The sequence below is a fragment of the Pseudomonas sp. Pso3 genome (genome assembly GCF_055393275.1).
On sequence record NZ_AP043687.1, the window covers coordinates 2227249 to 2251912 of the forward strand.

The following is a 24664-nucleotide window of genomic DNA, read 5'->3' on the forward strand; positions in this document are numbered from 1 at the left end:
ATCGGCCTGTCAGGGTGGGAAATGAGGTCCCTCGTCGGGTCACCCGTCGCCTGGCCAGGAAGGTGGCAACAGGCGAAGCGGCGCGGACCGGCCGCCGACGAACGGCAGTGTTCCCGAGCCTGCGCCTTTGACGGCCACAAGCGAGGCGGCCCGCTACAGCGCGGGTTCGGTCAGGAACCTAGGTCTGTCCCATGGGCCGAATGAGGTATTCATCAGCTGCCAGATGTGCCCCTCATGCAGACCACGACAAGAGCCGTTACCGGCCAGCACGCCACCTCGAACCCGGTCACTCTCGAACCCGCCAAGGCGCTTTACCAGGCGTTGCTGGTAGACCACCCGGGTGTCCAGGCGCAGGAGCGGGCCCGTCTCTTTCTCGACGACCAGCTGCAGGCGGTAGCCGGTATGAGCGCCGACCTGCCGGAAGACTCCGACGGCCTGGAGGCCTGGGTGCTGGAGAACAACGCCCGGGTCGGCGCCCAGTACCGCGACTACCTGGCCGCACGCAAGGCCGGGGCGCCGCGCCGCTATTTCGGCAGCAAGGCCCATGCGCTGTATTTCCTGCGCGGCGTGGCGCCGACCAAACTGGTGGATGGCGCCTGGCTCTATGGCACCCTGGCCCACTGGGACGACCTGCGCTATCGCGCCGCCATCCAGATCTACCTCGAAGAACTGGGCGACGGCCAACCGGACAAGAATCACGTGGTGCTCTATCGCAAGCTGCTGGCCAGCCACGGCTGCGAGGACTTCGCCGACCTGAGCGACGACCACTATGTGCAGGGCGCCATCCAGCTGGCCCTGGCCCATAACGCCGATCACTACCTGCCCGAGGTGCTGGGTTTCAACCTGGGCTACGAGCAACTGCCGCTGCACCTGTTGATCACCTCTTACGAGCTCAACGAACTGGGCATCGACCCCTATTACTTCACCCTGCACGTGACCGTCGACAACGCCGGCACCGGCCATGCGCGCAAGGCCCTGCAGGCGGTGCACGACGCCATGCCCGCGGAAGGCCGCGCGGTCTTCTACCAGCGCGTGGTGCAGGGTTATCTGCTCAACGAACTGGGCGCCAGCACCACCTCGGTGATCGCCGGCTTCGACCTGGAGCAGGCGGTGATCGAGGTGCTGGCGGAAAAGAGCAGCGTCGGCCGCTATGTGCATTCCGACTATTGCCGCATCGGCGGGCGCAGCGTCAGCGACTGGCTATACGATCCGTCGCAGATTCCGGACTTCCTCCAGGTGATGCAGGAACAGGGCTGGATCAAGCGCCACGAGGACCCCACCAACAGCCGCTTCTGGCGGCTGATCCAGGGCGAACGCGCGGAGATGTTCGGCGTCTTCACCGCCTACGAGCAGCAACTGATCCACGACTGGATCGCCGGCGATTTCGTGCACAACGGCGCCCGCAAGCAGGCCACTGGCGAGCGAGTGGCCGTGCTGCCGCGCCGCGAGGTGAGCTTTCGCGCCCGCCAGCGCCAGCAGGAACGCCTGTGCCCGGCGCTGGAAGCGGAGCAGGGCGGGGCGGCCAATGCGAGCAGGGCCCAGACCAGCGATTTCGACAGCGAGGAAGCCGCACTGGAGCAACGGCTGGCGAGCCAGCCCAGTCGCGCCGCCGCCATGGCGCTGCTGGTCGAGCAGCTGTCGCCGGCGCGCCATCACAGCCGCGCCGGCCTGCTGGCGACGCGGCTGTTCGTCTCGCTGTTGGGCTGACGCCCAGGCCAGGACCCGCGAGGGTCCTTTTTTCATTTCGATTGCCACCTAAGGACCTGCCCGTGACGGCCATGGAACACCCCGAACACCCCGCGACGACCCCGGACCCGACCAAGGCGCTGGAGCTGCTGGTCGAGACGCTGCGTGCAGCCGACTATCACTTCATCACCCCGACCCCGGCCTCTCACGCCCGGGTCAATGCCCGACCCGGCAATGCCTGGGCGCGGGATCTGCAAGGCGTCTTCGGCTGGAGCCGGCCGTTTTCCCGCGAGGTGCTGCCGGAGTCCCTCATCGACGCCCTGGCCGCGGCCGAGCTGCTGACCCCGGTGCCCGGCGGCTGGCGCAGTCGGGTGCGGGTATCGAGCCTGGGCGATCAGCTGTTCGTGCATTCCGCCTATCCCACCGAAGAAGCCGATGCGGTGTTCTTCGGCCCCGATACCTATCGCTATGCCAATGCCCTGGAAGCCCAGTTGCGCTTCGAGACCGGCACCATCCGCCGGGCGGTGGACATCGGCAGTGGCGCCGGTCCCGGTGCCATCCTGATCGCCCTGGCGCGGCCTGATGCCGAGGTGCTGGCGGTGGACATCAACCAGCGCGCCCTGGCACTGACCCGGGTCAATGCCGCGCTGGCCGGAGCCGACAATCTGCAAGCGTGCTACAGCAATCTGCTCAAGGACGTGGACGGAGACTTCGACTTCATCCTGTCCAATCCGCCCTATCTGGTCGATCCGGGCGAGCGCGCCTATCGTCATGGCGGCGGCGCGCTGGGCGCTGGCCTGTCGCTGGCCATCCTCGACACGGCGCTGGAGCGCCTGGCCCCGGGTGGCACCCTGCTGCTCTATACCGGCGTCGCCATGGTCGAGGGGCGCGATCCCTTCCTGGAAGAGGTCCGCACGCGTCTGGCCGACCAGGACGTGGCTTGGCGCTATCGCGAGCTGGACCCGGATGTCTTCGGTGAAGAACTGGAGAGCGGCGTCTATGCCCATACCGATCGCATCGCCGCCGTGGTCCTAACGGTGACCCGACCGCACTGAGGGTGTACGCCAGCGGCTACACTGGCGGGCACGTCTTTATTGCCCACCCGTGTCCCGGAGTCCGCCATGCAACTGCTGCTGAACCAGACCTCGCCCTATGCCCGCGCTGCGCGCGTCACCGCCCTCGAAGCCGGCTTCGGCGAGCGACTGACACTGGTGTGGAGCGATCCCTGGAACGACGATCCGACCTTGCTGGCGGCCAACCCGGGCAACAAGGTTCCGGTCCTGATCACCGACGAGGGCCTTGCCCTCAGCGAGACCCTGCTGATCTGCGTCCATCTGCACCAGTTGGGTGGCGGCAGTCCGCTCGCGGCCGAACGGCTGCAATTGGCCGGCCTGGGCCAGGGCCTGATCGACGCCGCCTTCGGCACGGTGATCGCCCGCAAGCATGGCGGTGCGGCCCAGGATGACTCGGTGCTGGGTGCCCGCCGACTGGCGGCCATCGACCGGCTGCTGGCGCGCTTGGCGGAGACGTCTGCGCTGGATGCACAGGACCTCGATTTCAGCCACTACCTGGTGGCCGTCGGCCTGGACTACCTGAGCTTTCGCCTGCCGGAGATCGACTGGTCCGCGCACCCACGGCTGGTGGCCTTCCACCAGCGCCTCACCGCACGCCCGAGCTTTAGCGCGACGACCTTCCAGTAGGGCGAGAAGAACCCCACGCGGCCGGCCGCGTGGGAAAGCCCTACAACTCGATCAGGATCTTCAACTGGGTCCCGGCCTTGTCCAGCAAGGCCTCAAAGCCCTGTTCCACCACGTCGTCCAGGGCGATATGGCGGGTCACCACCTTTTCCGCCGGCAGCTGGCCACTGGCGATCAGGGCCGCCACCTGGGGCCACATCAGCGTCGAGTAGCACCAGGAGCCGCGCAGGTCGACGTCCTTGTAGGTCAGGGTGAAGCCGTCCAGCGCTGGCGGCTTGCCCTGCATTCCCACCTGCACCACCACGCCCTGGCGGCGCACCGCTTCCAGGCACAGCCCCAGCGGGGCCTCGGCGCCGACGCATTCGAAGGCCACGTCCACGCCGACGCCACCGGCGGTGTGGGCGCGCACCTCGCGTAGCACATCGGTGCTGCCGGGATTGAGGGTGATGAGGTCGTCCACCAGGCGCCGGGCCATCTCCAGGCGGTTGTCGTTGAGATCCACTAGGAAGATGCGGGTCGCCCCGGCGGCGCGCGCGGCCATCACCTGCAACTGGCCGATGGGCCCGGCACCGGCCACCAGCACGCTGTCGCCGGGTTTCACCCCGCCCCTGTGGGTGGCGTAGACGGTGACCGCCGTGGGTTCGATCAGCGCCGCGTGCGCGGTGCTGAGGTCGTCCGGCATGGGGATGGCGTTGTAGTCCTCCACCAGGGAGTACTCGGCCATGCCGCCCCAGGGATGGGACAGGCCGATGATCGCCAGCTGTTCGCTGAGCTGGTACTGGCCGCGGCGGCCGTAGTAGTCGTCCCGCGGCGAGACCATGGGCTGGATGGAGACCCGGTCACCGGGTTTCACCGCGGTCACCTGGCTGCCCACGGCCTCCACCACGCCGGAATACTCGTGGCCGAGGATCTGCGGCACCTGGCCGCCGGTGTAGCTGTGCGGCGCGGTGGGAATGAAGATGGGGCCGCCCAGGTATTCGTGCAGGTCGGTGCCGCAGATGCCGCAGAACTGGTTCCTGACCAGCACCTGGGTGGGGCCCGGCGCTCCGGGTGGCGGGACGTCTTCCACCCGGATGTCGCGGGCGGCATGGAAACGGGCTGCTTTCATGGCGAGGCTCCTCTAGCGTTCGCAACGGGGCAGAAAGGCCTGGATCAGGGCGTTGACCTGGTCGGCGGCTTCCATCTGCACCATATGGCCCTGGCCCTCCAGGATCTCGACCTGGACGGCCGCGGGCAGGCCTTCGGCATGCTGGACCGGAATGATGGCGTCGGCCTTGCCCCAGATCAGCAGCGCGGGAATTTCACCGCCCAGTACCTGGCGCATTACCTGGGCCTGCTGGCCATTGGCGAAGAGGTTACCCGCCAGCTGGTGCAGCGCCTGGTCCACGCCTTCCAGCCGCTTGTACTTCAGCAGATCCTCCAGCAACGGCCGGGTGACCAGGCCCGGATCGCTGAACAACAGGCTGACCGGGCCCTTGAGCTGGTTGCGGCTGGTGGCGGCGATGAAGCCTTCGAGGTAGTCACCGTTGATCTCCGAACCCAGCCCGGCACTGCCGATCAGCACCAGGCCGGCGACCCGCTGCGGCGCCACCTGCGCCAGGTGCAGGGCCACGGCGCCCCCCATGGAGTGACCGACCAGCACGGCGCGGGGGATGTCCAGATGGTCGAGCAGCGCCAGCACCGCGGCGCCCAGCTCGGCGAGGTCGCCCGTGGCCAGCGTCTTGCCGGACTGGCCATGGCCGGGCAGGTCCAGGGCGATCACCCGGCGCTCGGCGGCCAGGGCCTCGTGGTTGAACAGCCAGTTGTCCAGATCGCCGGAGAAACCATGGATCAGCATCACGGGCAAGCCACCTTCACCGCGCTCCAGATAGCGCAGCGGCCGGCCGTCGAGTTCGATGCGCTGGGCCTGGGGACCGGCCTCGGCGGCGTCTTCGCCACCGGGCACGAAGTCTTCCTCGAACCGTGCGATTACGGCGTCGATCTCTTCGTCGCTGGCCTCGCCTTCCACTACGATGGCCAGCAGGGCGCCCACCGCCAGGGTCTCGTCCTCGCGGGCCAGGCAGCGGCGCAGGGTGCCGGAGAAGGGCGCCTCGACGCTGCTGCTGATCTTGTCGGTCTCGACGTCGAGCACCTCATCGCCCTTGGCGATGGGGTCGCCTTCGGCCTTGAGCCAGGCGTTGACCCGGCCCTCGCTCATGGATAGCCCCCACTTGGGCATGGTCAGGGTATGGATCTGGCTCATGCGGCCTGCCTCCCTTGGGTGATCTTCAGCACGGCGCGCTCGATCTTGGCCGCGTCGGGGATGTAGAGGTCTTCCAGGGCGTCGGAGAAGGGCACCGGAGTGTGCGGCGCGGTCACCAGCTGCACCGGGGCGCGCAGGTCGTCGAAGGCCTGTTCGGCGAGCAGGGCGGCGATGTCGGTGGCCACCGAGCAGCGCGGATTGGCTTCGTCGATGACCACCGCGCGACCGGTCTTTTCCACGCTTTCCAGGATGCTGTCCCTATCCAGCGGGCTCGTGGTGCGCAGGTCGAGCACCTCGCAGGAGACGCCCTGGCGCGCCAGGTTGGCGGCGGCGTCCATGGCCAGGTGCACCATCCGGCCATAGGTGATGAGGCTGACGTCGTCGCCCTCGCGCAGGAAGCTGGCCTCGCCGAAGGGGATGGCATAGGACTCTTCCGGCACCTCGCCCTGCATGCCATAGAGCAGCTTGTGCTCGCAGAAGATCACCGGGTCGTTGTCGCGGATGGCCTGGATCAGCAGCCCCTTGGCGTCGTAGGGGGTGGCCGGGCAGACCACCTTGAGCCCGGGGATGTGCGTCCACCAGGAGGTCAGCATCTGCGAATGCTGGGCCGCGGCCCGCAGGCCGGCGCCGACCATGGTGCGCAAGACCAGCGGGGTGACCGCCTTGCCGCCGAACATGTAGCGGAATTTGGCGGCCTGGTTGAGGATCTGGTCCAGGCAGCAGCCGGCGAAATCGACGAACATCAGTTCGCATACCGGCCGGGTGCCACGGGCGGCGGCGCCCACCGCCGCGCCGACGTAGCCGATCTCCGACAGCGGGGTGTCCAGCACCCGCCCGGGAAACTTGTGATAGAGCCCCTTGGTGACGCCGAGCACGCCGCCCCAGGCGTCCTGTTCGCCGGGCGCGCCGGCGCCGCCGGCGTTGTCCTCGCCCATGAGGAAGACGGTGGGGTCGCGGCGCATCTCCTGTTCCAGGGCTTCGTTGATGGCTTGCTGGTAGCTGATCTTTCTGGCCATGGTGGCGCTCCTTGTTGTTTTCCGATCAGGCGTAGGTGACGTAGACGTCGGTGAGCAGGTCTTCCGGGCCAGGCTTGGGATCGGCCTTGGCCTTGCGCACGGCGTCCTCGATGAGCTGTTCCACCTCCTGGTCGATGCTGTCGAGCAGGGCGGGTTGCAGCTGGCCGGAGCGCGTCACCCGCTCGCGGAATTGCATGAGGCAGTCGCGCTGCTCGCGGGCCTGCTTGACCTCGTTGGGATCGCGATAGGTCTGGGCGTCGCCCTCGAAGTGGCCGAAGTAGCGGGTGAACTTCACCTCGATCAGCGAGGGGCCTTCGCCGGCCCGGGCGCGGGCCACGGCGGCCGCGGCGGCTTCATGGACGGCGAAGAAGTCGAAGCCGTCCACCGTCACCCCGGGCATGCCGAAGCCGGCCGCACGGTCGGCGATGTGGTCGCAGGCCACCGACCAGTTGGAGGCGGTGGCCTCGGCATAGCCATTGTTCTCGGCGACGAAGATGCAGGGGAGATTCCACACCGAGGCCAGGTTCATGGCCTCGAACACCGCGCCCTCGTTGGAGCCGCCATCACCGAAGAAGGCCACGGCCACGGCGTCGCTGCCCTTGAGCTTGGCGGCCAGGGCGGCGCCGGCGGCCAGGGGCGCGCCGGCGCCGACGATGCCATTGGCGCCGAGCATGCCCTTTTCCAGATCGGCGATGTGCATGGAGCCGCCCTTGCCCTGGCAGACCCCGGTCTTCTTGCCATAGATCTCGGCCATCATGCCGTAGACGTCCACGCCCTTGGCGATGCAGTGGCCATGGCCACGGTGGGTGGAGGCGATGCTGTCCTCGTGGCCCAGGTGCGCCATGACGCCGGCGGCCGAGGCTTCCTCACCGGCATAGAGGTGGACGAAGCCGGGAATCTCGCCGGTGGCGAATTCCACGTGCAGCCGCTCCTCGAAGGCGCGGATGGTGCGCATCACCCGGTAGGCATGGCTCAGGTTTTCGACGCTTGGGGTCTCGCTCATCTTATTGTTCTCCAGGATTGCCGAGGGCCGACGTGGGCCGGCGGCGGACCAGCAGGCGCTGCTGCGCCGCCAGCTCCAGCACCCGCTCCACGTCGATGCTCAGGGGGCCGTCGAGGTCCAGCGTCACCTGCGGACGCGCCTCGGGGCCGAATTCGATTTCCCGCTCGCCGTCCAGCGCCAGGGTGCCGGCGGCCAGCGACAGGCTGCGTGGCTCGCCTGGCAGCAGCAGGCCGCTGGCGGCGATCCCGGCCTGGGCCAGCACGCCGGGGGCGAGGGGGACGGTCAGTTGCGCCGGCGCCTCGGGCTCCAGCCGCACCCAGCCGCCATGGGGGGCGCTGCGGGCGACCGGATGCCAGAGGCCGCAGAGGGCCGACAGGCCGATGGCCCAAGGCTCGGCGAAGGTGGTGAAGACCTCGGCCAGATCCTCCACCCGGGTCACCGCCCGGGCGCCGAGATAGGCCTGGCGACAGACCGCCACGTCCACCAGCGCCCAGTCACGGATGCCGCGCTCCGGCACCTCCACCCGCAGCCGCTTGTTGCGCCGCAGCGCCAGCGCCGGATCGACCCGACCACTCGCCACCAGGCCGCCGGCCAGGCCCGCGCTGGTGGCCTCGCGCAATTCGGGAAAGGCGTTGTTGGTGCCGGTGGACAGGGTCAAGAGCGGCAGGTCGCCCACCTCGGCGGCCACCGCCTTGTGGGTGCCGTCGCCGCCGAGCACGGCGATCACCGCCGCGCCCTGGGCCAGCAACAGCCGCGCGGCGCGGCGGGTGTCGTCCACGGTCTGGGTCAGCGGCAGATTGAGAAACACCAGCTCCGGCCAGCGCTGCTCGCGGGCCTGGCGACTGCCGCTGGCCTTGAGCACGGCGGCGGCGATACCGGTCATGTCCGGCGGTAGGAGCACCCGCTCCACCCCGGTGGCACCAAAGGCCGCCAGCAGGCGCATCACCACCCCGGCCTTGTCGGTGCTGGAGGTGAGGGCGGCATTGCCGGTCAGCCGGCGCAGGTCACGCCCCGAGGCGGGGTTGGGCAGGATGCCGACGGTTATGGGCATGGCAGCGCTCCTAGAGGGAAAAGCCGCCGTCCACGGCGATGGCCTGGCCGGTGACGTGGGACGCCTGGGCGAGGTACACCACCAACTGACCCATGTCGGCTTCGGTCTGGGCCTCGCCCTGCGGCAGCAAGGTGGCCTGGTGGCGGGTCCAGGATTGCTCCTCGCTTTCTCCTGGCTGGCGCCAGCGCCCGGACAGACCGTCGTCGCCGCGCCACATGCCGGTGCCGACGATACCGGGGCAGAGTGCGTTGACCGTGATGCCCTCGCGCGCGACCTCCTTGGCCAGCGCATTGCTGAAACCGATCACGGCGAACTTGGAGGCGCTGTAGTGAGCAAGATCGGGAAAGCCGACCTTGCCGGCGATGGAGGCCGTATTGACGATTCGACCGAAGCCCCGTGGTCGCATGACTTCGAGCTCGGCCTTGCAGCAAAGAAAGACACCCTTGGCGTTGATGTCCAGGACCAGGTCCCACGCGGCTTCGTCCAGTTCCCGCACCGAAGCGATGCTGATCACCCCAGCATTGTTCACAGCGATGTCCAGCCGCCCAAACTCATCCTGGCAGCGCCGCACCATGGCCTGAACACTGGCCGCGTCGCGCACGTCCACGGCGAGGGCCAGGGCGCGTCGTCCAGCGGTCTCCACAGCGGCGGCGCCTTGGAGCGCCAGGTCCAGTGTCAGATCTGCCACAGCGACATCGGCGCCGGCCTCGGCCAGGGCGGTCACGATGCCAAGGCCTATGCCACGTCCGCCACCCGTCACCAGGGCGGTCTTGCCAATCAGGGGTGCGCTCATGGGTCTGGCCCTCTTGTCGTTGTCTTGGGAGCGTCGCAGAGCCCTGAGCAAGGCGGGTGCCAGGTCGCTATAGCTTCGCTGCAGGCCAGGCTGGGTGCGGCTTTGCGGGGGGATGGCCAGGTCCGGCGGGACGGGCGCTTTGCGCCGGGGCGTCTCAGGGCTGCGACGGCAGGGCGAGACGCTGAGACGATTCGTCTCACGGCGCGGCGGACTTGAAGGCCGGGGCCAGGGGGCGCTAAATGAAGGGCAGAACAATGACCGGCCTTCCATGCCATGACCGGAATTCAGGGAGAGACGCCCATGTTGTCTACCCAGGCCCGCTATCACGCCCGCGCCATCGACCAGGCCCTGCGCGCGCCCTTGCGCACGGCCAGTCCGCCCGGGCGCATCCTCGATTCCTGGCGTCGTTCCTTCGAGCAGTATCAACTCGACCCGGGCAGCCTGCGCGGCCCGCGCATCCTCTCGCGCTACGAATTGCGCCAGCACCAGCAGGCGGCGGAAGACTTCCTGCGCGTTGCCGATGGCGAGCTGGGCGCCCTGCATGCGCGGGTCGAGGCGGCCGACTACTGCGTGCTGCTGGCCGACGCCCAGGGCCATACCCTGGATTACCGGGTCAGCGATCGGCTGGACGACGAATGCCGCCGCGCCGGGCTCTACCTGGGCACCTGCTGGTCCGAGCAGGAGGAGGGCACCTGCGGGGTCGCCGCGGTGCTCACCGACCGGGCGCCGGTGACGGTGCACAAGGCCGATCACTTCCGCGTGGCCTTTACCGGCCTGACCTGCACCGCCGCGCCGGTGTTCGCGCCGAGCGGCGAGTTGCTCGGGGTACTGGACGTCTCGGCGCCGCGTTCGCCGGACGACCGCCGCAGCCAGCTGCTGATCCAGCAGTTCACCCGCGACAGCGCCCAGCGCATCGAGAATGCCTACTTCATGCACAGCGCCCGGGGCGACTGGGTGCTCTGCGGCCATGCCCAGGCCAGCTATCTCGACACCCAGCCGGACTTGCTGCTGGCCTGGGATCAGAGCGGACGCCTGACCGGTCTGAATCGCCCAGCCCGGCAACTCTGCCTCGCTCAGCTGGGCTATCTGCCGCAGCGCCTGGACGAGCTCTTCGGTCGCGATGCCCCGGCGCGGTTGCAGGAGGACCATGGCGAACCTCTGCGCCTGGGCGAAGCACATTTCCACGCCCGGGTACGGGCGCCGCGTCAGCGTCTTGGGGTGGTGATCCCGCTGGTCCGCGAGCCGCTTGCGGCGAACCCCGAGGAGGAGCCGCGGGTCAGCCAGGCGCTCGCGACCGCCCTGCGGCTCTATCGCCATGGCCTGCCGATCCTGGTCACCGGCGAGACCGGCACCGGCAAGGAGGTGTTTGCCCGCGGCCTGCACCAGGGGGGCGATCGTGCCAGTAAGCCCTTCATCGCCCTCAATTGCGCGGCGCTGCCGGAAAGCCTGATCGAGAGCGAATTGTTCGGCCATGCCGCGGGGGCCTTTACCGGCGCCCAGCGCCAGGGTCGCGATGGTCTGATCGTGGCGGCCGATGGCGGCACCCTGTTTCTCGACGAGATCGGCGACATGCCCCTGGCGCTGCAGACCCGGCTGCTGCGGGTGCTGGCCGAAGGCGAGGTGCTGCCGGTGGGCAGCGCCCAGCCGCGGCGAGTGGATGTGCGGCTGGTCTGCGCCACCCACCGCGACCTCCATGTGCAGGTCGCCGCCGGGCTGTTTCGCGAAGACCTGCTCTATCGCCTCAATGGTGCCGTCTTCCAGCTGCCACCGCTGCGCACGCGTGCCGACCGCCTGGCGCTGGCGCGGCGGCTGCTCGAAGAAGAGTGCGGCAAGCGTCCGGCGCCAGAGCTGGCGCCCCAGGTGCAGGAGGCCATCCTGGCCCATGACTGGCCGGGCAATGTGCGCGAATTGCGCAATGTGCTGCGCTACGCCTGCGCCCTGTGCGATGGCGCCCTTATCACCCTCGATCATCTGCCGGTCAGTCTGCGGATGGGTGACGCGCCGGCCGCCGAGCCGCCACCCGAGATCGACAGCCCCGAGCGGCGGGCGATCCTGGCGGCCCTTGTCCGCCATCGCTGGAAGGCGATTCCGACCGCCCGGGCGCTGGGGATGTCCCGGGCCACCCTCTACCGGCGGCTCAAGTTGCACGGCATCGCGATGCCGCATCGCCAGTCCGAGGACTGAGGCGTTCCGCCGAACGGTCATGGCCAGCAGGGGCTGCCCTGGCACGGTGGTTACCGCAGACAACCGAAACGGCGGGCGCCGGCATCGCTGGCCCCGGTCGTCTCGCTGCGGGACGTCAGCGCGGTCGCCCAGGAGTCACACCTCAGACACAGACCCTGAGGAAGCCCCCCTGATGCGTACCCTGCCGCTGTTGCTTGCCCTGCCTGCCGCCCTGGCTCTGCTGAATCGCACCTCGTCCCGGCGTTCGCCGCAGATCGATCACCAGCAGCTGAATGGCCGGACTATCGTCGTGACCGGCGCCTCCAGTGGCGTCAGCCGCGGCGTGGCCCTGGCGCTGGCCCGGCACGGTGCCAACCTGGTGCTGGCCGCGCGGCGCAGCGAGGCGCTGGAAGCCCTGGCGGTCGAGGTCCAGGCCTTGGGCGTGGCCGCCCTGGCAGTGCCCACCGACGTGGCCGACGTGGCGCAGATGACCGCCCTGGCCGAGCAGGCCGAGCAGCGCTTCGGCCGCATCGACGGCTGGATCAACAATGCCGGCGTGGTCGCGGTCGGGCGTTTCGAAGAGGTGCCCCTGGAAGACCACCTGCGCCTACTGGATACCAATGTGAAGGGTGTGGTGATAGGTACCCACCTGGCCCTGCAGCGTTTCCGCCGCCAGGGCTACGGCCGGCTGGTCAACGTGGCCTCGGTGGACGGCGAGATTCCCCACGCCTACCAGGCGTCCTATTCGGCATCCAAGGCCGCGGTGCTCAGTCTCGGTCGGGTGCTGCAGCAGGAATTGCGCCGTGGCCGCCAGCCGAACATCCAGTTGTCGACGGTGCTGCCCTGGGCGCTGGATACGCCGATCTGGGGCCATGCTGCCACCTATACCGGCCACCGCGCCGACCTGCCCACCAAGGATTCGCCGGACAAGGCGGTGCAGGCCATCGTCGGCGCGCTGCTGCAGCCACAAAAGGAAATCACCGTGGGCTACAAGGCCAAGCTGGCCTACTGGGGGCATCGCCTGGCGCCGGAGCTCAACGAGCGCTTCACCGCGGCCGCGGTCCAGCGCGCCGAGATCGACTGGAATCCGGCCAAGGCCGCCACCTCGGGCAATCTGCAGCAGCCCGATCAGGCGGGACCGACTATCCGGGGTTCGAATTTCTAAGGCATGGACGTCCCAGCTAGTGCCAGGACGCGCTATGTGCTCCGGTACGCGCTTCGGGACCGGTGATGGTCAGCGAGGGTAGCGCGCCAGGGTATAGGGCGGTCTGGAGTGTCTGGGCCAGGATAGCCCGGGTGCAGAGCAGGGCGGTCGGAGCAGCGCCTTGCAGGCGGGTGGCGAGCTCGGGCCAGCACAGGATGGCTGCCGGATCGAGCTCCAGGCAGGGCAGCAGGGGCAACCCCTCCGCCAGCATGATCTGACTGTGAGCCTGCAAGTCGGCGATTGGCGGCTCCCCGGCGGTGACCAGCAGGATTCGCCGATGCCCGAGCACGATCAGCCGCTGGGTGGCCAGCGCGATGCACTGGCCGTGCGCCTCGGCGGAGCGGCAGTGGTCAAGGTCGTTAGCCAGCGCCAGCCTTTGCGATGGCGTGGCGAAAGGATCGAGCGGACGGATGGCGGGACGAGTATCCATGGATGGGCCTCTGCCACGGCGTGGTGGTCAAGAGGTCCAGCGTGCCGGTAGTGGATGGCAGCTTCATGACAGCCTCGCATCCGTTTACGCCCCCGTGCCCGAGTGAACGGAGGGCATTTCCCGTCGGCGGACAGGCCCCGAATAGAGACCTTGCGTTCTTCACCGAGGCGGCTAGCCTGAACAGGGTGACGTTCCTCCGGGAGCCCTGCTGATGGACAGGTTGCATGAACGCTTGGCCCAACTCGATCCGCCCGTGCGCCACGAGCTGGAGCGGCGCAGCGACGGCTTGCTGATCACCCTCATCGAGGCCGATCACAATGTGCGGGTGTCGCGCCTGCTGAAGGCGGACGACATGCGTGAGGTGGAGCAGGTCAATCTGATCCTGCTGCACGCCATCAACGAACTCAGACGCAAGGGTGCCCAGGTACCCCTCGACAAGGACACCGTTCTGCTGACGCGGCTGCCCTGCGCGGGGGTCGGTACTCCAGGTTGAGCGGCGTCTCTAGTCCTCCAGCTCCAGATCCAGCAGCGCCGCACCCAGGCCCTTGCCGTGGGCGTCCAGCGCCAGCGAGCGGGTGACGCCGCCGCGCAGGGCACCGGGCAGCACGAAGTTCAGCGCGCCCAGGGCCGGCAATTCGTAGCGGCGCACCGGCGCGGCATCGGCTGGGCGACTGTCGGCGAACCAGGCGGCGACCCGTTCCGCGGTGAGCGCCTGGCGCAGGCGGTCGAAGTCTTCGCGGCGATAGGCGATCACCGCCATGTTCGAAATGTCCCCCTTGTCGCCGGTACGGACGTGGGCGATCTCGCGCAATTTCATGGCAACGTCTCCAGCTTCAGGGTAGGGGTGACGGCCGCACGCGGCCACAGCAGCGAGGCCACGGCGATCACCTCGCGGACCGCCTTGGTGGCGCCGCCGCCGCCGGCCGGACCATTGGTGTACAGGGTTTCCACCTCGTTGCCGATCTGCACCGCCGCCGCCCGGCTGGCGCAGCGGCCGACGACGCGCAGGCGCACCTCCCAGGGTTCGCCGCTGGCCCGGGCCGCTAAGGTGGCGCCGTGCAGGGCGTCGCAGCCGACCAGTTCGCAGCGCAGCTCTTCCACCGGTACACCACAGAGTTGCAGGCGTTCGCGCACCACGTCAGCCGCCAGCCTGGCCCGGCCCACGGCGCCCGGGCCGGCGTAGGAGATCTGGCCTTCGCCATGCCAGCCGTCGCGATAGCCCACCGAGACCTTGAGCTGGTCCGGGCGCGGCTTGCCCCGGCCTCCGCTGACCGCGACCCGATCAGGTGCGGACTGCTCCAGGGCGACGCCGGAAAAGTCGGCGGTGACGTCCGGCGTCAGGTAGGCCGCCGGGTCGTGGACCTCATAGAGCAATTGTTCGGTACAGGTCGCCGGGGTCACGCAGCCACCGGAGCCGGCGACCTTGGTCAGGGTCGCCTGGCCGTCGGCGTCCACCTCGGCCAGGGGAAAGCCCAGGCGGGCGAGGTCGGGGACGTCCTTGTAGCCGGGATCAGCGAAGTAGCCGCCGGTGACCTGGCCGGCGCATTCCAGCAGGTGGCCGACCAGGGTGCCGCGTCCGCGACGCTCCCAGTCATCCGCCGCCCAGCCGAATTCATGCACCAGCGGCGCCAGGAATAGCGAGGGATCGGCAACCCGCCCGGTGATGATGATATCGGCATCGGCCTCCAGCGCCTGGACGATGCCTTCCACGCCCAGGTAGGCGTTGGCCGAGATCAATCGGTCGCCCAGTTCGGCCAGGGTCTGGCCGTTGTCCAGCCGGGCGTCGGCGGGCAACTGGGCCAGCACGTCGTCGCCGGCCACGGCGGCGATCTTCAGACCGGTTACGCCCAGCTCCCGCGCCAGGGCCGCGACCTTGCGCGCCGCGGCGGAGGGATGGGCGGCGCCCATGTTGGTGACTACCCGCAGGCGCGGCCGTCCGGCCTTATTCAGCAGCGGCAGGATACGGCGCATCCTGGCTTCCAGCAGCGGATCGAAACCGGCCTTGGGATCGGCCAGCCGCGCCTGTTGCGCCAGGGCGATGGTGCGTTCGGCCAGGCATTCGAAGACCAGGTAGTCGAGCCGGCCATGCTCGGCCAGTTCCACGGCGGGTTCGATGCGATCGCCGGAATAGCCGGCGCCGCAGCCGATGCGAAGAAGACGGCTCATCTAGAAGACTCCCAGGAGCAGGGCGGTCAGGGTCATCAGTACCGAGGCCGCGAACAGGAAGGGGATGGTGAAGCGCTGATGATCGGCCAGGTCCAGCTTGCACAGGCCCACCAGCAGGAAGGTCGCCGGGGTCAGGGGGCTGACCGGGAAACCGGTGGTGTGCACCCCGAGCAGCGAGGCCTGGGCCACCTGTACCGGATCGACCCCCAGGTTGCGGCCGACCTCGGCGATCACCGGCATGACCCCGAAGTAGTAGGAATCCGGATCGAACAGCAGGCTCAGCGGCATGGATAGGAAGCCCACCACCGCCGGGATCAGTTGGCCATGCCCGGCCGGAATGGCAGCGACCGCTACCTGGGCCATTGCCTTGAGCATGCCGCTGCCCTGCATGATGCCGGTGAAGACACCCGCGGCGAAGAGGATGCTGGCCATGGTCAGGGCGGTCTTGGCATGGGCGTCGATACGCGCCTTCTGGGCGTCGACCGAGGGGTAGTTCAGGCACAGCGCGGCCACGGTGCCGAGCATGAACATCACCACCGGATCGACCCAGCCGGCGATCATCACGATCATCACCACCAGGGTCAGCAACAGGTTGAGCCAGAAGCGCTCTGGGCGCCGCAGGGCGCGCTCGGCCTCGCTGAGCACCCGCTCCGGCGCGACGCCGGTGCCCCCGGCTTCCAGCCAGGGCGCCTGGCCGGCCAAGGTCAGGCGCTTTTCTTCACGACGACCGAGCCACCAGGCACTGGCGAAGACGAAGGCCAGGCCCACCAGCTGTACCGGGATCAGCGGCTGGAACAGCTCGGCCACCGGCACGTGGAGGGCAGCGGAAGAGCGCAGCACCGGGCCGGTCCAGGGCAGGAAGTTGACCCCGGCGGCCATGGCGGCGACACAGGCGAGGATGCGCCGGTCCAGGCCCAGGCGGGTGTAGAGCGGCAGCATGGCGGGGATGGTCACCAGGAAGGTGACCGCGCCGGAGCCGTCCAGATGCACCAGCAGGGCGAGCAGGGCGCTGCCGCAGACGATGCGCGTCGGCCGGGTGCCGACGGTGCGCAGGATGCGGTCGATGATGGGATCGAGCATCCCGGCGTCGGTCATGATGCCGAAGAACAGGATGGCGAAGACGAACATGCCGATCACCGGGGCGACGCCCTTGATGCCGGCGATGATGAAGGCGCTGGTGCCCAGGCCGAAGCCACCGATCAGGGCCGCGGCGATGGGGATGACGATCAGGGCGACCAGGGGCGAGACGCGTTTGCTCATGACCGCGACGAGCAACGCGAGAATGGTGACGACACCGAGCAGGGCGAGCATGGCGGACTCCTTGGACCGTGGCGCGGCAGGCGGGCGCACGGGAGGTTTTGTTGTTGTGGGTCCAGTATTCGAAGACGTCCGATGTCCTGTAAATTGGAATCTTCCGAAGCAGCGTTCAGAAAAACAAAATGAAGAATCTGCTCCAGCATGTGCAGGCCTTTCTCGCCGTGGCTCGCCAGGGCTCCTTCGCCCGGGCGGCGGAGGAATTGCACCTGTCACCCCCGGCGCTCACCGTGCAGATCCAGCAACTCGAAGCCTGGCTGGAGGTGCAACTGCTGGAGCGCACCCCGCGGCGGGTCCAGCTGACCACCGCCGGGGAAGAATTGCGCGGCCCCCTGGAGCGCATCCTGGTGGACCTGGGCGATGTCCAGACCCACGCCCGGGACCTGGCCGGCCTGCGCCGCGGGCGGATCACCCTGGCGGCCTTGCCGTCCTTCTTCATGGGGCCCTTTCCCGAGTTGCTGAAGACCTTCCAGGCCCGTCATCCGGCCATCGAGGTCCGCCTGCAGGACGTGGTGGCCGGCCGGGTCGAGGCGCTGGTCAGGGAAGGGCAGGTGGACCTGGGCATCGGCGTCCGTCCACGGGCCGTAGGCCTGGACTTCCAGCCGCTGTACGTCGATCACCTGCAGCTGTTCGTCCCCCGCGACCATCGCTGGGCAGGCCGCACCGAAATTACCCTGGCCGAACTCGACGCCGTGCCCCTGCTGCTCACGGGGCGTGACAGCAGCGTGCGCGAGTGCCTGGACTTCGCCTTCGCCGCCACCGGCCTGCGCCTGGTGGCGGCCCTGGAGGCCAACTACATGAGCACCCTGCTGGCCCTGGTGGCGGCCGGGCAGGGCCTGGCCCTGCTGCCGGAATCGGCGGGTGGCGAGGCCCCGGTGGTGGCCCTGCCGGTCCGCGGCGAGAGCCTGGCCCGGCCGCTGGGCATCCTGACCCCCACCGGCCGCAGCCTCACCCCGGCGGCTCAGGCCTTCGTCGCCTTGCTCCGGGAGCGGCTGCAGGCCGGCTAGTACTCGAAGGGCTGGCCCAGCTCCTGTTGCAGCCAGTCCAGAAAGCGCCGCACCCGGGCGTAGCGCGAGTGCGCCCGGGGAAACACCAGGTGGTGAGCGGCCACCGGCAGGTCGTCATCCTGAGGCAGCACCCGCACCAGATCACTGCGGGCCAGATAGTCCGCCGCCAGCACCGTGCTCTCCAAGGCGAAGCCCAGGCCATGGCGAGCGGCTTCCAAGGTCATGTAGGAGCGATCGAAACTCAGGGTATAGGGGCGTTCCGGCAGCGCCAGGCCCTGCTGGGCGAACCAGTTGGGCCACTTCATCAGAGTGGCCTCGGACAGAATCAGCTCGCTGTGCAGCAGATCCGCCGGCGAGTGGATCGGACGTTTTTCCAGCAACTGCGGCGCGGCCAGGACCGCCAGGCGCTCGCGCTGCAGGGTGCGGATCTCCAGGTTCGGCCAGCTGGGCAGGCCGTGGCGGATGTCGATGTCCACCTTGTCGCGGCTGAAGTGCAGGGATTCGTAGGAGCAGGAGAGATTGATCTGCAGGTCGGGATGGCTCTGGCGGAACTGTTCCAGCCGTGGCATCAGCCAGAGCAGGCCGAAGCTCGGCGCCGAGTGCAGGCGCAGGCATTCCAGGCCGGCATCGCTGGCGGCGCGATCCGTGGCCATGGCCAGCCGGTGCAGCACCTCGCTGACCTCTTCGAGGTATTGCTCCCCGGCCGGGGTCAGGGTCATGCCGCGCGCGCCGCGGACGAAGAGGGCGCGCCCCACCAGGGCTTCGAGCTTGGCCAACTGATGGCTGACCGCCGAGGGCGTCAGCGCCAGTTGCTCGGCCGCGCGGGCGACGTTGGCGAAGCGGGCGGTCTGCTCGAAGGCTTGAAGGGCTTTCAGGGGTGGCAGGGAAAGCGTCTTGCCGGAATCCATGAGTTGCGGGTCCTGTGGCCAGTTCGAGGTCGATTCTCAGGTGGTAAGACCCGACTGCCAAGTCGCAGGCATGAATTTTATTCAGCACGGTCTGACGCAGGCTGCGTTGCTGGGGCCCTGGGGCGGGGGCACTCTGGCCCTCAGCGAAAGCCCTCCACAACAACAAGAAGGATAGCGTCATGCCCCTGCATTCCCTGCTGCTGCAAGACAAGATCGCCCTCGTCACCGGCGCCGCCTCCGCGCGCGGCATCGGTCGAGCCACGGCCCAGGCCTTCGCCGCCCAGGGCGCGCGGGTCATCATCCTCGACCTCGATGCCAGCGCCGCGCGGGATGCCGCCGCCAGCCTTGGCGAAGGCCACCTGGGCCTGGCGGCCAACGTGGCCGACGAGGCCCAGGTCAGGGCCGCGGTCGACCAGGCGCTCGCCCACTACGGTCGCCTCGACGTGCTGGTCAACAACGCCGGCATCACCCAGCCGGTGAAGACCCTGGAGATCGGCCGCGCCGACTACGACCGCATCCTCGACGTCAACCTGCGCGGCACCCTGCTGATGTCCCAGGCGGTGATCCCGGCCATGCGCGAGCAGGGCGGTGGCAGCATCGTCTGCCTGTCCTCGGTGTCCGCCCAGCGCGGCGGCGGCATCTTCGGCGGTCCGCACTACAGCGCCGCCAAGGCCGGGGTGCTGGGCCTGACCAGGGCCATGGCGCGGGAATTCGGACCGGACGGCATCCGCGTGAATGCCCTGACCCCCGGCCTGATCCAGACCGATATCACCGGCGGGCTGATGCACGACGAGCGCCGCCAGTCGATCATCGACGGCATCCCCCTGGGTCGCCTGGGCGAGCCCAGGGACGTGGCCAATGCCGCGCTGTTCCTGGCCAGCGATCTCTCCGGCTACCTGACCGGCGTCACCCTGGACGTCAACGGCGGCATGCTGATCCACTGATCGCCCCCTCGTTTTCAACGCTCTGCATCGACAAGGGCGCCGCGTCTGCGGCGTCCATAACAACAAGAGATCAGACCATGACTACGCTCACCCTGGCAGCGGCCACCTCGGCGCGCGCCAACGCCTATCGCAAGACCGCCTGGCGGCTGATGCCCTTCCTCATGCTGTGCTACTTCTGCGCCTATCTGGACCGGGTCAACGTCGGCTTCGCCAAGCTGCAGATGATGAACGACCTGGCCCTGAGCGAAGCCGTCTACGGCCTCGGCGCCGGCATGTTCTTCATCGGCTACTTCCTTTGCGAGGTACCCAGCAACATCATCCTGCACAAGGTCGGCGCCCGCCGCTGGATCGCCCGCATCATGATCACCTGGGGCATCCTTTCCGGGATGTTCGCCTTCGTCGAGACGGCCTGGCAGTTCTACCTGCTGCGCTTCCTGCTCGGCGTGGCCGAGGCCGGCCTGGCGCCGGGCCTGCTGCTCTATCTCACCTACTGGTTTCCTTCCTACCGCCGCGCCCGCATGACGGTGCTCTGGTTCGTCGCCATTCCGCTGTCGGGCATGATCGGCGGACCGCTGTCGGGCTGGATCATGAATCAGTTCGCCGGCGTCCACGGCTGGGCTGGCTGGCAGTGGATGTTCGTCATCGAAGCCATCCCCACGGTGGTGGTGGGGCTGATGGTGCTCGGCTACCTCAAGGATGGCGTGCACCAGGCGACCTGGCTGGACGACGAGGAAAAGGCGCTGATCCAGAAGGAGCTGGCCGAGGACAACCAGCACAAGACCGAACACGCCAGCGTGCGCGACTTCATCCGTGATCGCCGGCTGTGGCTGCTGGCCGCCATCTACTTCTGCGTGGTCATGGGCCAGTACGCCATCACCTTCTGGCTGCCGACCCTGGTGCGCAATTCGGGGGTCGCCGATCCGCTGCACATCGGCCTGCTCACCAGCCTGCCCTATATGTGCGCCATCGTCGCCATGCTGCTGGCCGGGCGCAGCGGCGACCGGCACCGCGAGCGCCGCTGGCACCTGGTGATTCCCATGCTGCTGGGCGCCTGCGGCCTCAGCCTCGCGGCGGTGTTCGGCCACAACGTCACCCTGTCGATCCTCAGCCTGTGCCTGGCCGCGGCCGGCATCCTCTCCGCGTCCTCGCTGTTCTGGATGCTGCCCACCACGCTGCTGGGCGGGGTCACCGCCGCCGCCGGCATCGCCGCGGTGAACAGCTTCGCCAACCTGGCCGGCTTCTGCTCGCCCTACCTGATCGGCTGGATCACCACCAGCACCGGCTCCAGCGCCATCGGCATGTTCCTCATCACCGGGGTGCTGGTGATCGGCGCCACGCTGGTCCTGCGCATTCCCGCCGCCCTGGTCAATCGCTAATCGAGGTACAGATCATGACCGCTTCTTCGCCACTACCCGCAACGCTCTCGCTGGCCGAGCGCGCCCACAACATTCGCCGCCATGCCCTGCGCATGGGCCAGATCCAGGGCCAGGGTTATGTCGGCCAGGCCCTGGGCGTCGCCGACGTCCTGGCGGTCGCCTACTTCCATGCCCTGAGCTACCAGCCCCATGAGCCTGAGTGGGAAGGGCGCGACCGCTTCTACCTGTCCATCGGCCATTACGCCATCGCCCTCTATGCCGCGCTGATCGAGGCCGGAATCGTGCCGCAGGAAGAACTGGAGACCTATGGCTGCGACGACAGCCGCCTGCCCATGTCGGGCATGGCCGCCTACACCCCCGGCATGGAGATCACCGGCGGTTCCCTCGGCCAGGGCCTGGGCATCGCCGTGGGCGCCTGCCTCGGCCTCAAGCGCAAGCAGTCGAAATCCTTCGTCTACAACCTGCTGTCCGATGGCGAACTCAACGAGGGCGCCACCTGGGAAGCGGCCATGTCGGCCTCCCACTGGCAGCTGGACAATCTCATCGCCCTGGTGGACGTGAACAACCAGCAGGCCGACGGCCATTGCCGCGAGATCCTCGCCTTCGAGCCCCTGGCCGAGCGCTGGCAGGCCTTCGGCTGGTTCGTCCAGCGCGTCGACGGCAACGACCGCGCGGCGTTGGTCACCGCCTTCGACCGGGCTCGCCAGCACCCGGGCGCGCAGCCCCGGATCATTCTCTGCGATACCCGCATGGGCAAGGGCGTGCCCTTCCTGGAAACCCGCGACAAGACTCACTTCATCCGCGTCGAGGCGCACGAATGGGCCCTGGCCCTCGACGCCCTGGATGCCGGGAGGGACTTCTGATGACTACCACCGCCACCAAGCCACGCCTGACCACCTCGGCGATGATCGCCAGCATCGCCGCCGAGGGCCAGCCGACCCGACCAGCACCGTTCGGTCATGCCCTGGCGGCCCTGGCCGAACAGCGCCAGGACATCGTCGGCCTCACCGCCGACCTCGCCAAGTACACCGACCTGCACATCTTCGCCAAGGCCCATCCCGAGCGCTTCTACCAGATGGGCATGGCCGAGCAGCTGCTGATGAGCGCCGCCGCCGGTATGGCCCGCGAAGGCTGCGTGCCCTTCGCCACCACCTATGCGGTGTTCGCCTCGCGACGCGCCTACGACTTCATCTGCATGGCCATCGCCGAGGAGAATCTCAACGTCAAGATCGTCTGCGGCCTGCCCGGGCTGACCACCGGCTACGGCCCCAGCCACCAGGCCACCGACGACCTGGCGATCTTTCGCGCCATGCCCAACCTCATGGTGATCGACCCCTGCGACGCCCTGGAGATCGAGCAGGCGGTACCGGCCATCGCCGCCCACCAGGGGCCGGTCTACATGCGCCTGCTGCGCGGCAACGTACCCCTGGTGCTGGATCGCTACGACTACCGCTTCCAGCTGGGCAAGGCCCAGGTGGTGCGCCCCGGACGCGACGTGCTGGTGGTGTCCACCGGCCTGATGACCATGCGCGCCCTGGAGGCCGCCGAGGCCCTGGCCGCGGATGGCGTGGACGTCTCGGTGCTGCACGTACCGACCATCAAGCCACTGGACGAAGCCACCCTCCTGGCGGAAGCCCGCAAGCCGGGACGACTGGTGGTGGCGGCGGAGAACCATTCGCTGATCGGTGGCCTGGGCGAGGCCGTCGCGACCACCCTGTTGCGCAACGGCGTGACGCCCACCTTCCGCCAGATCGCGCTGCCCGACGCCTTCCTCGACGCCGGGGCGCTGCCGACCCTGCACGACCGCTACGGCATCTCTACCAAAGCGGTCTGCCAGAAGATCAAGGGTTGGTTGTAGGGCGGGGAGAGGGCGCCTGGTTACCTCAGGGAGTGCACTGAGGAAGCCAGGCGCCGCCAGGGCGATTCGAAGACTCGACGCCGCCCGCCCATCCGGGCAAGGTGATCAGCTGTCTCTCACCGCCCGCTGGCCGCCATGTCCGATACCGATGACCTCACCCTGCGCAAGCTGGAGATCTTTCTGGCTTTCATGCGCAGTCGCAATCTGGCGCGGGCCGCCGCCGAGCTGGGCACCAGCCATGTCAGCGTGCACCGCGCCATCCATTCGCTGGAAAACGCCCTGCGCTGTCCGCTGTTCAAGCACGAGGGGCGTACCCTGACGCCGCTGGACGGCGCCTTCGTGCTGGAGGCGCGGGCCGAGCGACTGATGCAGGACCTGGCGGAGACGGTGCGGCTGACCCGGCAGGCGGCGGGCTTCTCGGCCGATCGCTTTCGCCTGGGTGCGCTCTATTCGCTGACGGTCAAGACCGTGCCCCAGCTGATCATGGGCCTCAAGCTCAGGCGTAGCGAACTCAACATCGACCTGGTGCTGGGTTCCAACGCCGATCTCGCCGAGCAACTGCACGACTTCAAGCTGGACGCCATGCTGGTGGCCCTGGACGACGCCGTGGTGGATGCCGATTGCGAGAGCGTCGAGCTGTTCAGCGACGATATCTTTCTCGCCGCACCCAGCGACTCGCCCTTCGCCGACCAGGCCGAGGTGGACCTGCGCGATCTCGCCGGGGTGCCCTTCGTGACCCTGACCCAGGGCTTCGCCACCTTTCGCGACGGCCGCCAGGTGTTCGCCCAGGCCGGCTTCGAGCCGGAGGTGATCATGCAGGTCAACGACATCTTCTCGCTGATGAGCATGGTCAGCTCAGGGGTGGGCTACGCCCTGCTGCCCGGGCGGGTCGAGGCGGTCTACCAGAACCGCCTCAAGCTGCTGCCCCTGGCCCCGCGCTACCGGCTGCAGCAGCGCATCGGCGCGGTCTTTCTGCGCAGCCGCGAGCGCGATCCCAATCTGCTGGCCTTCGTCGCCGAATGCCGGATGTACGCGCGCAACTAACCCACCAGCGCCCGCACGCAGAAAAACAGCAGCGACGGCCCCAACAGGCAGCCCAGACCCGTGTGGAAGGTGGCGGTGAGGGCGCCATAGGGCACCAGGCGGCGGTCGGTGGCGGCGAGCCCCGCGGTGACGCCGCTGACGGTGCCGGCCAGACCGCCGAAGACCATCGCCGAGCGCGGGTTGTCCAGCGCCAGCAGGCGCGCCGACGCGGGCGTCGCCACCATGACGATGATCGCCTTGATCAGGCCGGTGGCGATGGACAGCGCCATGACGTCGGAGCTGGCGCCCAGGGCGGCGCCGGTCACTGGGCCGACGATGTAGGTCACCGCGCCCGCGCCTATGGTGGTCATGCTCACCGCGTCGCGGTAGCCGAAGGCCCAGGCCACGGCGGCGCCGACGATGAAGGGCAGCACGGTGCCGAGCAGCAGGGCCACGGCGCCGATCATTCCGGCCTTGCGCGCCTCGGTGGCCTGGACCTCGAAGGCGGTGGCGACGATGGCGAAGTCGCGCAGCATGGCGCCGCCCATCAGACCGATACCGGAAAACAGCGCGAGGTCGGCCAGGCCTTTCTGGCCCCCGGTGACGGTCCCGCCGACCCAGGCCAGCACCAGGCCGATGACGATGGCGATGGCCGAGCCGTGCACCCGGCCAAAGGTCAGCCGGCGCGAAAGGATCACCGAGATCCACATGATCAGGCCGATCAGCGCGAAGGCGGCGACCAGGCCGTTGTGTTGCAGGGCTTTGGTGACGATGTCGTTCATC

At 68.7% G+C, this 24664-nt stretch carries 24 protein-coding genes; 12 read left to right on the forward strand and 12 right to left on the reverse strand.

Translation table 11 applies throughout. From position 1 onward, the window contains the following. Nucleotides 1-234: 234 nt before the first annotated feature. The 3 genes from ACZ5R1_RS10385 (at nt 235) to ACZ5R1_RS10395 (ending at nt 3386) form a co-directional block, all read left to right on the forward strand. Nucleotides 235-1707: an iron-containing redox enzyme family protein gene (locus ACZ5R1_RS10385; protein ID WP_464713158.1), complete on the forward strand. Its 1473-nt coding sequence runs from the start codon at nt 235-237 to the stop codon at nt 1705-1707. A gap of 71 nt (nt 1708-1778) precedes the next feature. Further along, on the forward strand, nt 1779-2741 hold the full coding sequence (locus tag ACZ5R1_RS10390) for a methyltransferase (RefSeq protein ID WP_464713278.1): 963 nt from the start codon (nt 1779-1781) through the stop codon (nt 2739-2741). Nucleotides 2742-2807: 66 nt separating this feature from the next. Then, complete coding sequence (locus tag ACZ5R1_RS10395; protein ID WP_464713159.1) at nt 2808-3386, forward strand: glutathione S-transferase family protein; 579 nt, start codon at nt 2808-2810, stop codon at nt 3384-3386. 40 nt (nt 3387-3426) lie between these two features. On the opposite strand, the gene ACZ5R1_RS10400 is transcribed toward ACZ5R1_RS10395, so the two are convergent. The 6 genes from ACZ5R1_RS10400 to ACZ5R1_RS10425 are packed head-to-tail and all read right to left on the reverse strand — an operon-like array spanning nt 3427 to nt 9488. After that, nucleotides 3427-4491, reverse strand: a complete 1065-nt coding sequence (locus tag ACZ5R1_RS10400; RefSeq protein ID WP_464713160.1) for a 2,3-butanediol dehydrogenase — start codon at nt 4489-4491, stop codon at nt 3427-3429. Nucleotides 4492-4503: 12 nt separating this feature from the next. Beyond that, complete coding sequence (locus ACZ5R1_RS10405; protein WP_464713161.1) at nt 4504-5625, reverse strand: acetoin dehydrogenase dihydrolipoyllysine-residue acetyltransferase subunit; 1122 nt, start codon at nt 5623-5625, stop codon at nt 4504-4506. Beyond that, complete coding sequence (locus ACZ5R1_RS10410) at nt 5622-6641, reverse strand: alpha-ketoacid dehydrogenase subunit beta (RefSeq protein WP_007158561.1); 1020 nt, start codon at nt 6639-6641, stop codon at nt 5622-5624. The genes ACZ5R1_RS10405 and ACZ5R1_RS10410 overlap by 4 nt, the downstream gene beginning before the upstream one ends. A gap of 25 nt (nt 6642-6666) precedes the next feature. Then, nucleotides 6667-7644, reverse strand: coding sequence for a thiamine pyrophosphate-dependent dehydrogenase E1 component subunit alpha (locus ACZ5R1_RS10415; RefSeq protein WP_007158560.1), 978 nt, complete (start codon nt 7642-7644; stop codon nt 6667-6669). Nucleotide 7645: 1 nt separating this feature from the next. Further along, nucleotides 7646-8695 carry an ATP-NAD kinase family protein gene (locus ACZ5R1_RS10420; protein ID WP_464713162.1) on the reverse strand — a complete coding sequence of 350 codons (1050 nt, stop codon included), beginning with the start codon at nt 8693-8695 and terminating at the stop codon, nt 7646-7648. 10 nt (nt 8696-8705) lie between these two features. After that, nucleotides 8706-9488 (reverse strand): SDR family NAD(P)-dependent oxidoreductase, encoded by a 783-nt coding sequence (locus tag ACZ5R1_RS10425; protein ID WP_077172706.1) that lies wholly within the window; start codon nt 9486-9488, stop codon nt 8706-8708. A 300-nt stretch (nt 9489-9788) separates the two neighbouring features. On the opposite strand from ACZ5R1_RS10425, the gene ACZ5R1_RS10430 reads away from it, so the two are divergent. Both ACZ5R1_RS10430 and ACZ5R1_RS10435 read left to right on the forward strand, forming a co-directional pair. Continuing rightward, the gene (locus ACZ5R1_RS10430; RefSeq protein WP_464713163.1) at nt 9789-11672 is read left to right on the forward strand and encodes a sigma-54-dependent Fis family transcriptional regulator; all 1884 of its coding nucleotides are present in this window, start codon (nt 9789-9791) and stop codon (nt 11670-11672) included. Between the two features lie 172 nt (nt 11673-11844). Then, nucleotides 11845-12816: an SDR family NAD(P)-dependent oxidoreductase gene (locus ACZ5R1_RS10435; protein WP_464713164.1), complete on the forward strand. Its 972-nt coding sequence runs from the start codon at nt 11845-11847 to the stop codon at nt 12814-12816. Nucleotides 12817-12832: 16 nt separating this feature from the next. On the opposite strand, the gene ACZ5R1_RS10440 is transcribed toward ACZ5R1_RS10435, so the two are convergent. Then, nucleotides 12833-13285, reverse strand: coding sequence for a type 1 periplasmic-binding domain-containing protein (locus tag ACZ5R1_RS10440; RefSeq protein ID WP_108582638.1), 453 nt, complete (start codon nt 13283-13285; stop codon nt 12833-12835). Between the two features lie 211 nt (nt 13286-13496). Between ACZ5R1_RS10440 and ACZ5R1_RS10445 the strand changes: the two genes are divergently transcribed. Continuing rightward, complete coding sequence (locus ACZ5R1_RS10445; protein ID WP_042133866.1) at nt 13497-13778, forward strand: hypothetical protein; 282 nt, start codon at nt 13497-13499, stop codon at nt 13776-13778. A gap of 9 nt (nt 13779-13787) precedes the next feature. On the opposite strand, the gene ACZ5R1_RS10450 is transcribed toward ACZ5R1_RS10445, so the two are convergent. From ACZ5R1_RS10450 to ACZ5R1_RS10460, 3 genes are read right to left on the reverse strand one after another with little or no spacing between them, the layout of a single operon-like run. Beyond that, a complete protein-coding gene (locus tag ACZ5R1_RS10450) occupies nt 13788-14102 on the reverse strand; it encodes an AtuA-related protein (protein ID WP_027599562.1) in 315 nt (104 codons plus the stop codon). Further along, entirely contained in the window at nt 14099-15451 is a 1353-nt protein-coding gene (locus tag ACZ5R1_RS10455) for an acyclic terpene utilization AtuA family protein (RefSeq protein ID WP_464713165.1), read from the reverse strand. Before ACZ5R1_RS10455 ends, ACZ5R1_RS10450 begins: the two co-directional genes overlap by 4 nt. Beyond that, nucleotides 15452-16762 carry a CitMHS family transporter gene (locus ACZ5R1_RS10460; RefSeq protein ID WP_464713166.1) on the reverse strand — a complete coding sequence of 437 codons (1311 nt, stop codon included), beginning with the start codon at nt 16760-16762 and terminating at the stop codon, nt 15452-15454. Nucleotides 16763-16890: 128 nt separating this feature from the next. Between ACZ5R1_RS10460 and ACZ5R1_RS10465 the strand changes: the two genes are divergently transcribed. Next, nucleotides 16891-17772, forward strand: coding sequence for a LysR family transcriptional regulator (locus tag ACZ5R1_RS10465; RefSeq protein ID WP_042133873.1), 882 nt, complete (start codon nt 16891-16893; stop codon nt 17770-17772). Here ACZ5R1_RS10465 and ACZ5R1_RS10470 read toward each other — a convergent pair. After that, a complete protein-coding gene (locus tag ACZ5R1_RS10470; protein WP_464713167.1) occupies nt 17769-18680 on the reverse strand; it encodes a LysR substrate-binding domain-containing protein in 912 nt (303 codons plus the stop codon). The genes ACZ5R1_RS10465 and ACZ5R1_RS10470 overlap by 4 nt on opposite strands. A gap of 194 nt (nt 18681-18874) precedes the next feature. Between ACZ5R1_RS10470 and ACZ5R1_RS10475 the strand changes: the two genes are divergently transcribed. From ACZ5R1_RS10475 to ACZ5R1_RS10495, 5 genes are all read left to right on the forward strand, one after another. Beyond that, the gene (locus tag ACZ5R1_RS10475; RefSeq protein ID WP_027599557.1) at nt 18875-19624 is read left to right on the forward strand and encodes an SDR family NAD(P)-dependent oxidoreductase; all 750 of its coding nucleotides are present in this window, start codon (nt 18875-18877) and stop codon (nt 19622-19624) included. A gap of 77 nt (nt 19625-19701) precedes the next feature. Then, complete coding sequence (locus tag ACZ5R1_RS10480; RefSeq protein ID WP_077172714.1) at nt 19702-21000, forward strand: MFS transporter; 1299 nt, start codon at nt 19702-19704, stop codon at nt 20998-21000. A gap of 14 nt (nt 21001-21014) precedes the next feature. Further along, a complete protein-coding gene (locus tag ACZ5R1_RS10485; RefSeq protein ID WP_464713168.1) occupies nt 21015-21863 on the forward strand; it encodes a transketolase in 849 nt (282 codons plus the stop codon). Further along, on the forward strand, nt 21863-22858 hold the full coding sequence (locus ACZ5R1_RS10490) for a transketolase family protein (protein ID WP_288479218.1): 996 nt from the start codon (nt 21863-21865) through the stop codon (nt 22856-22858). Before ACZ5R1_RS10485 ends, ACZ5R1_RS10490 begins: the two co-directional genes overlap by 1 nt. 135 nt (nt 22859-22993) lie before the next feature. After that, nucleotides 22994-23902, forward strand: coding sequence for a LysR family transcriptional regulator (locus ACZ5R1_RS10495; protein WP_464713169.1), 909 nt, complete (start codon nt 22994-22996; stop codon nt 23900-23902). Here the strand turns inward: ACZ5R1_RS10495 and madM are convergent. Then, on the reverse strand, nt 23899-24663 hold the full coding sequence (gene madM, locus ACZ5R1_RS10500; protein WP_027602155.1) for a malonate transporter subunit MadM: 765 nt from the start codon (nt 24661-24663) through the stop codon (nt 23899-23901). The two genes, ACZ5R1_RS10495 and madM, sit on opposite strands and share 4 nt — an antisense overlap. Between the last annotated feature and the right edge of the window lies 1 nt (nt 24664).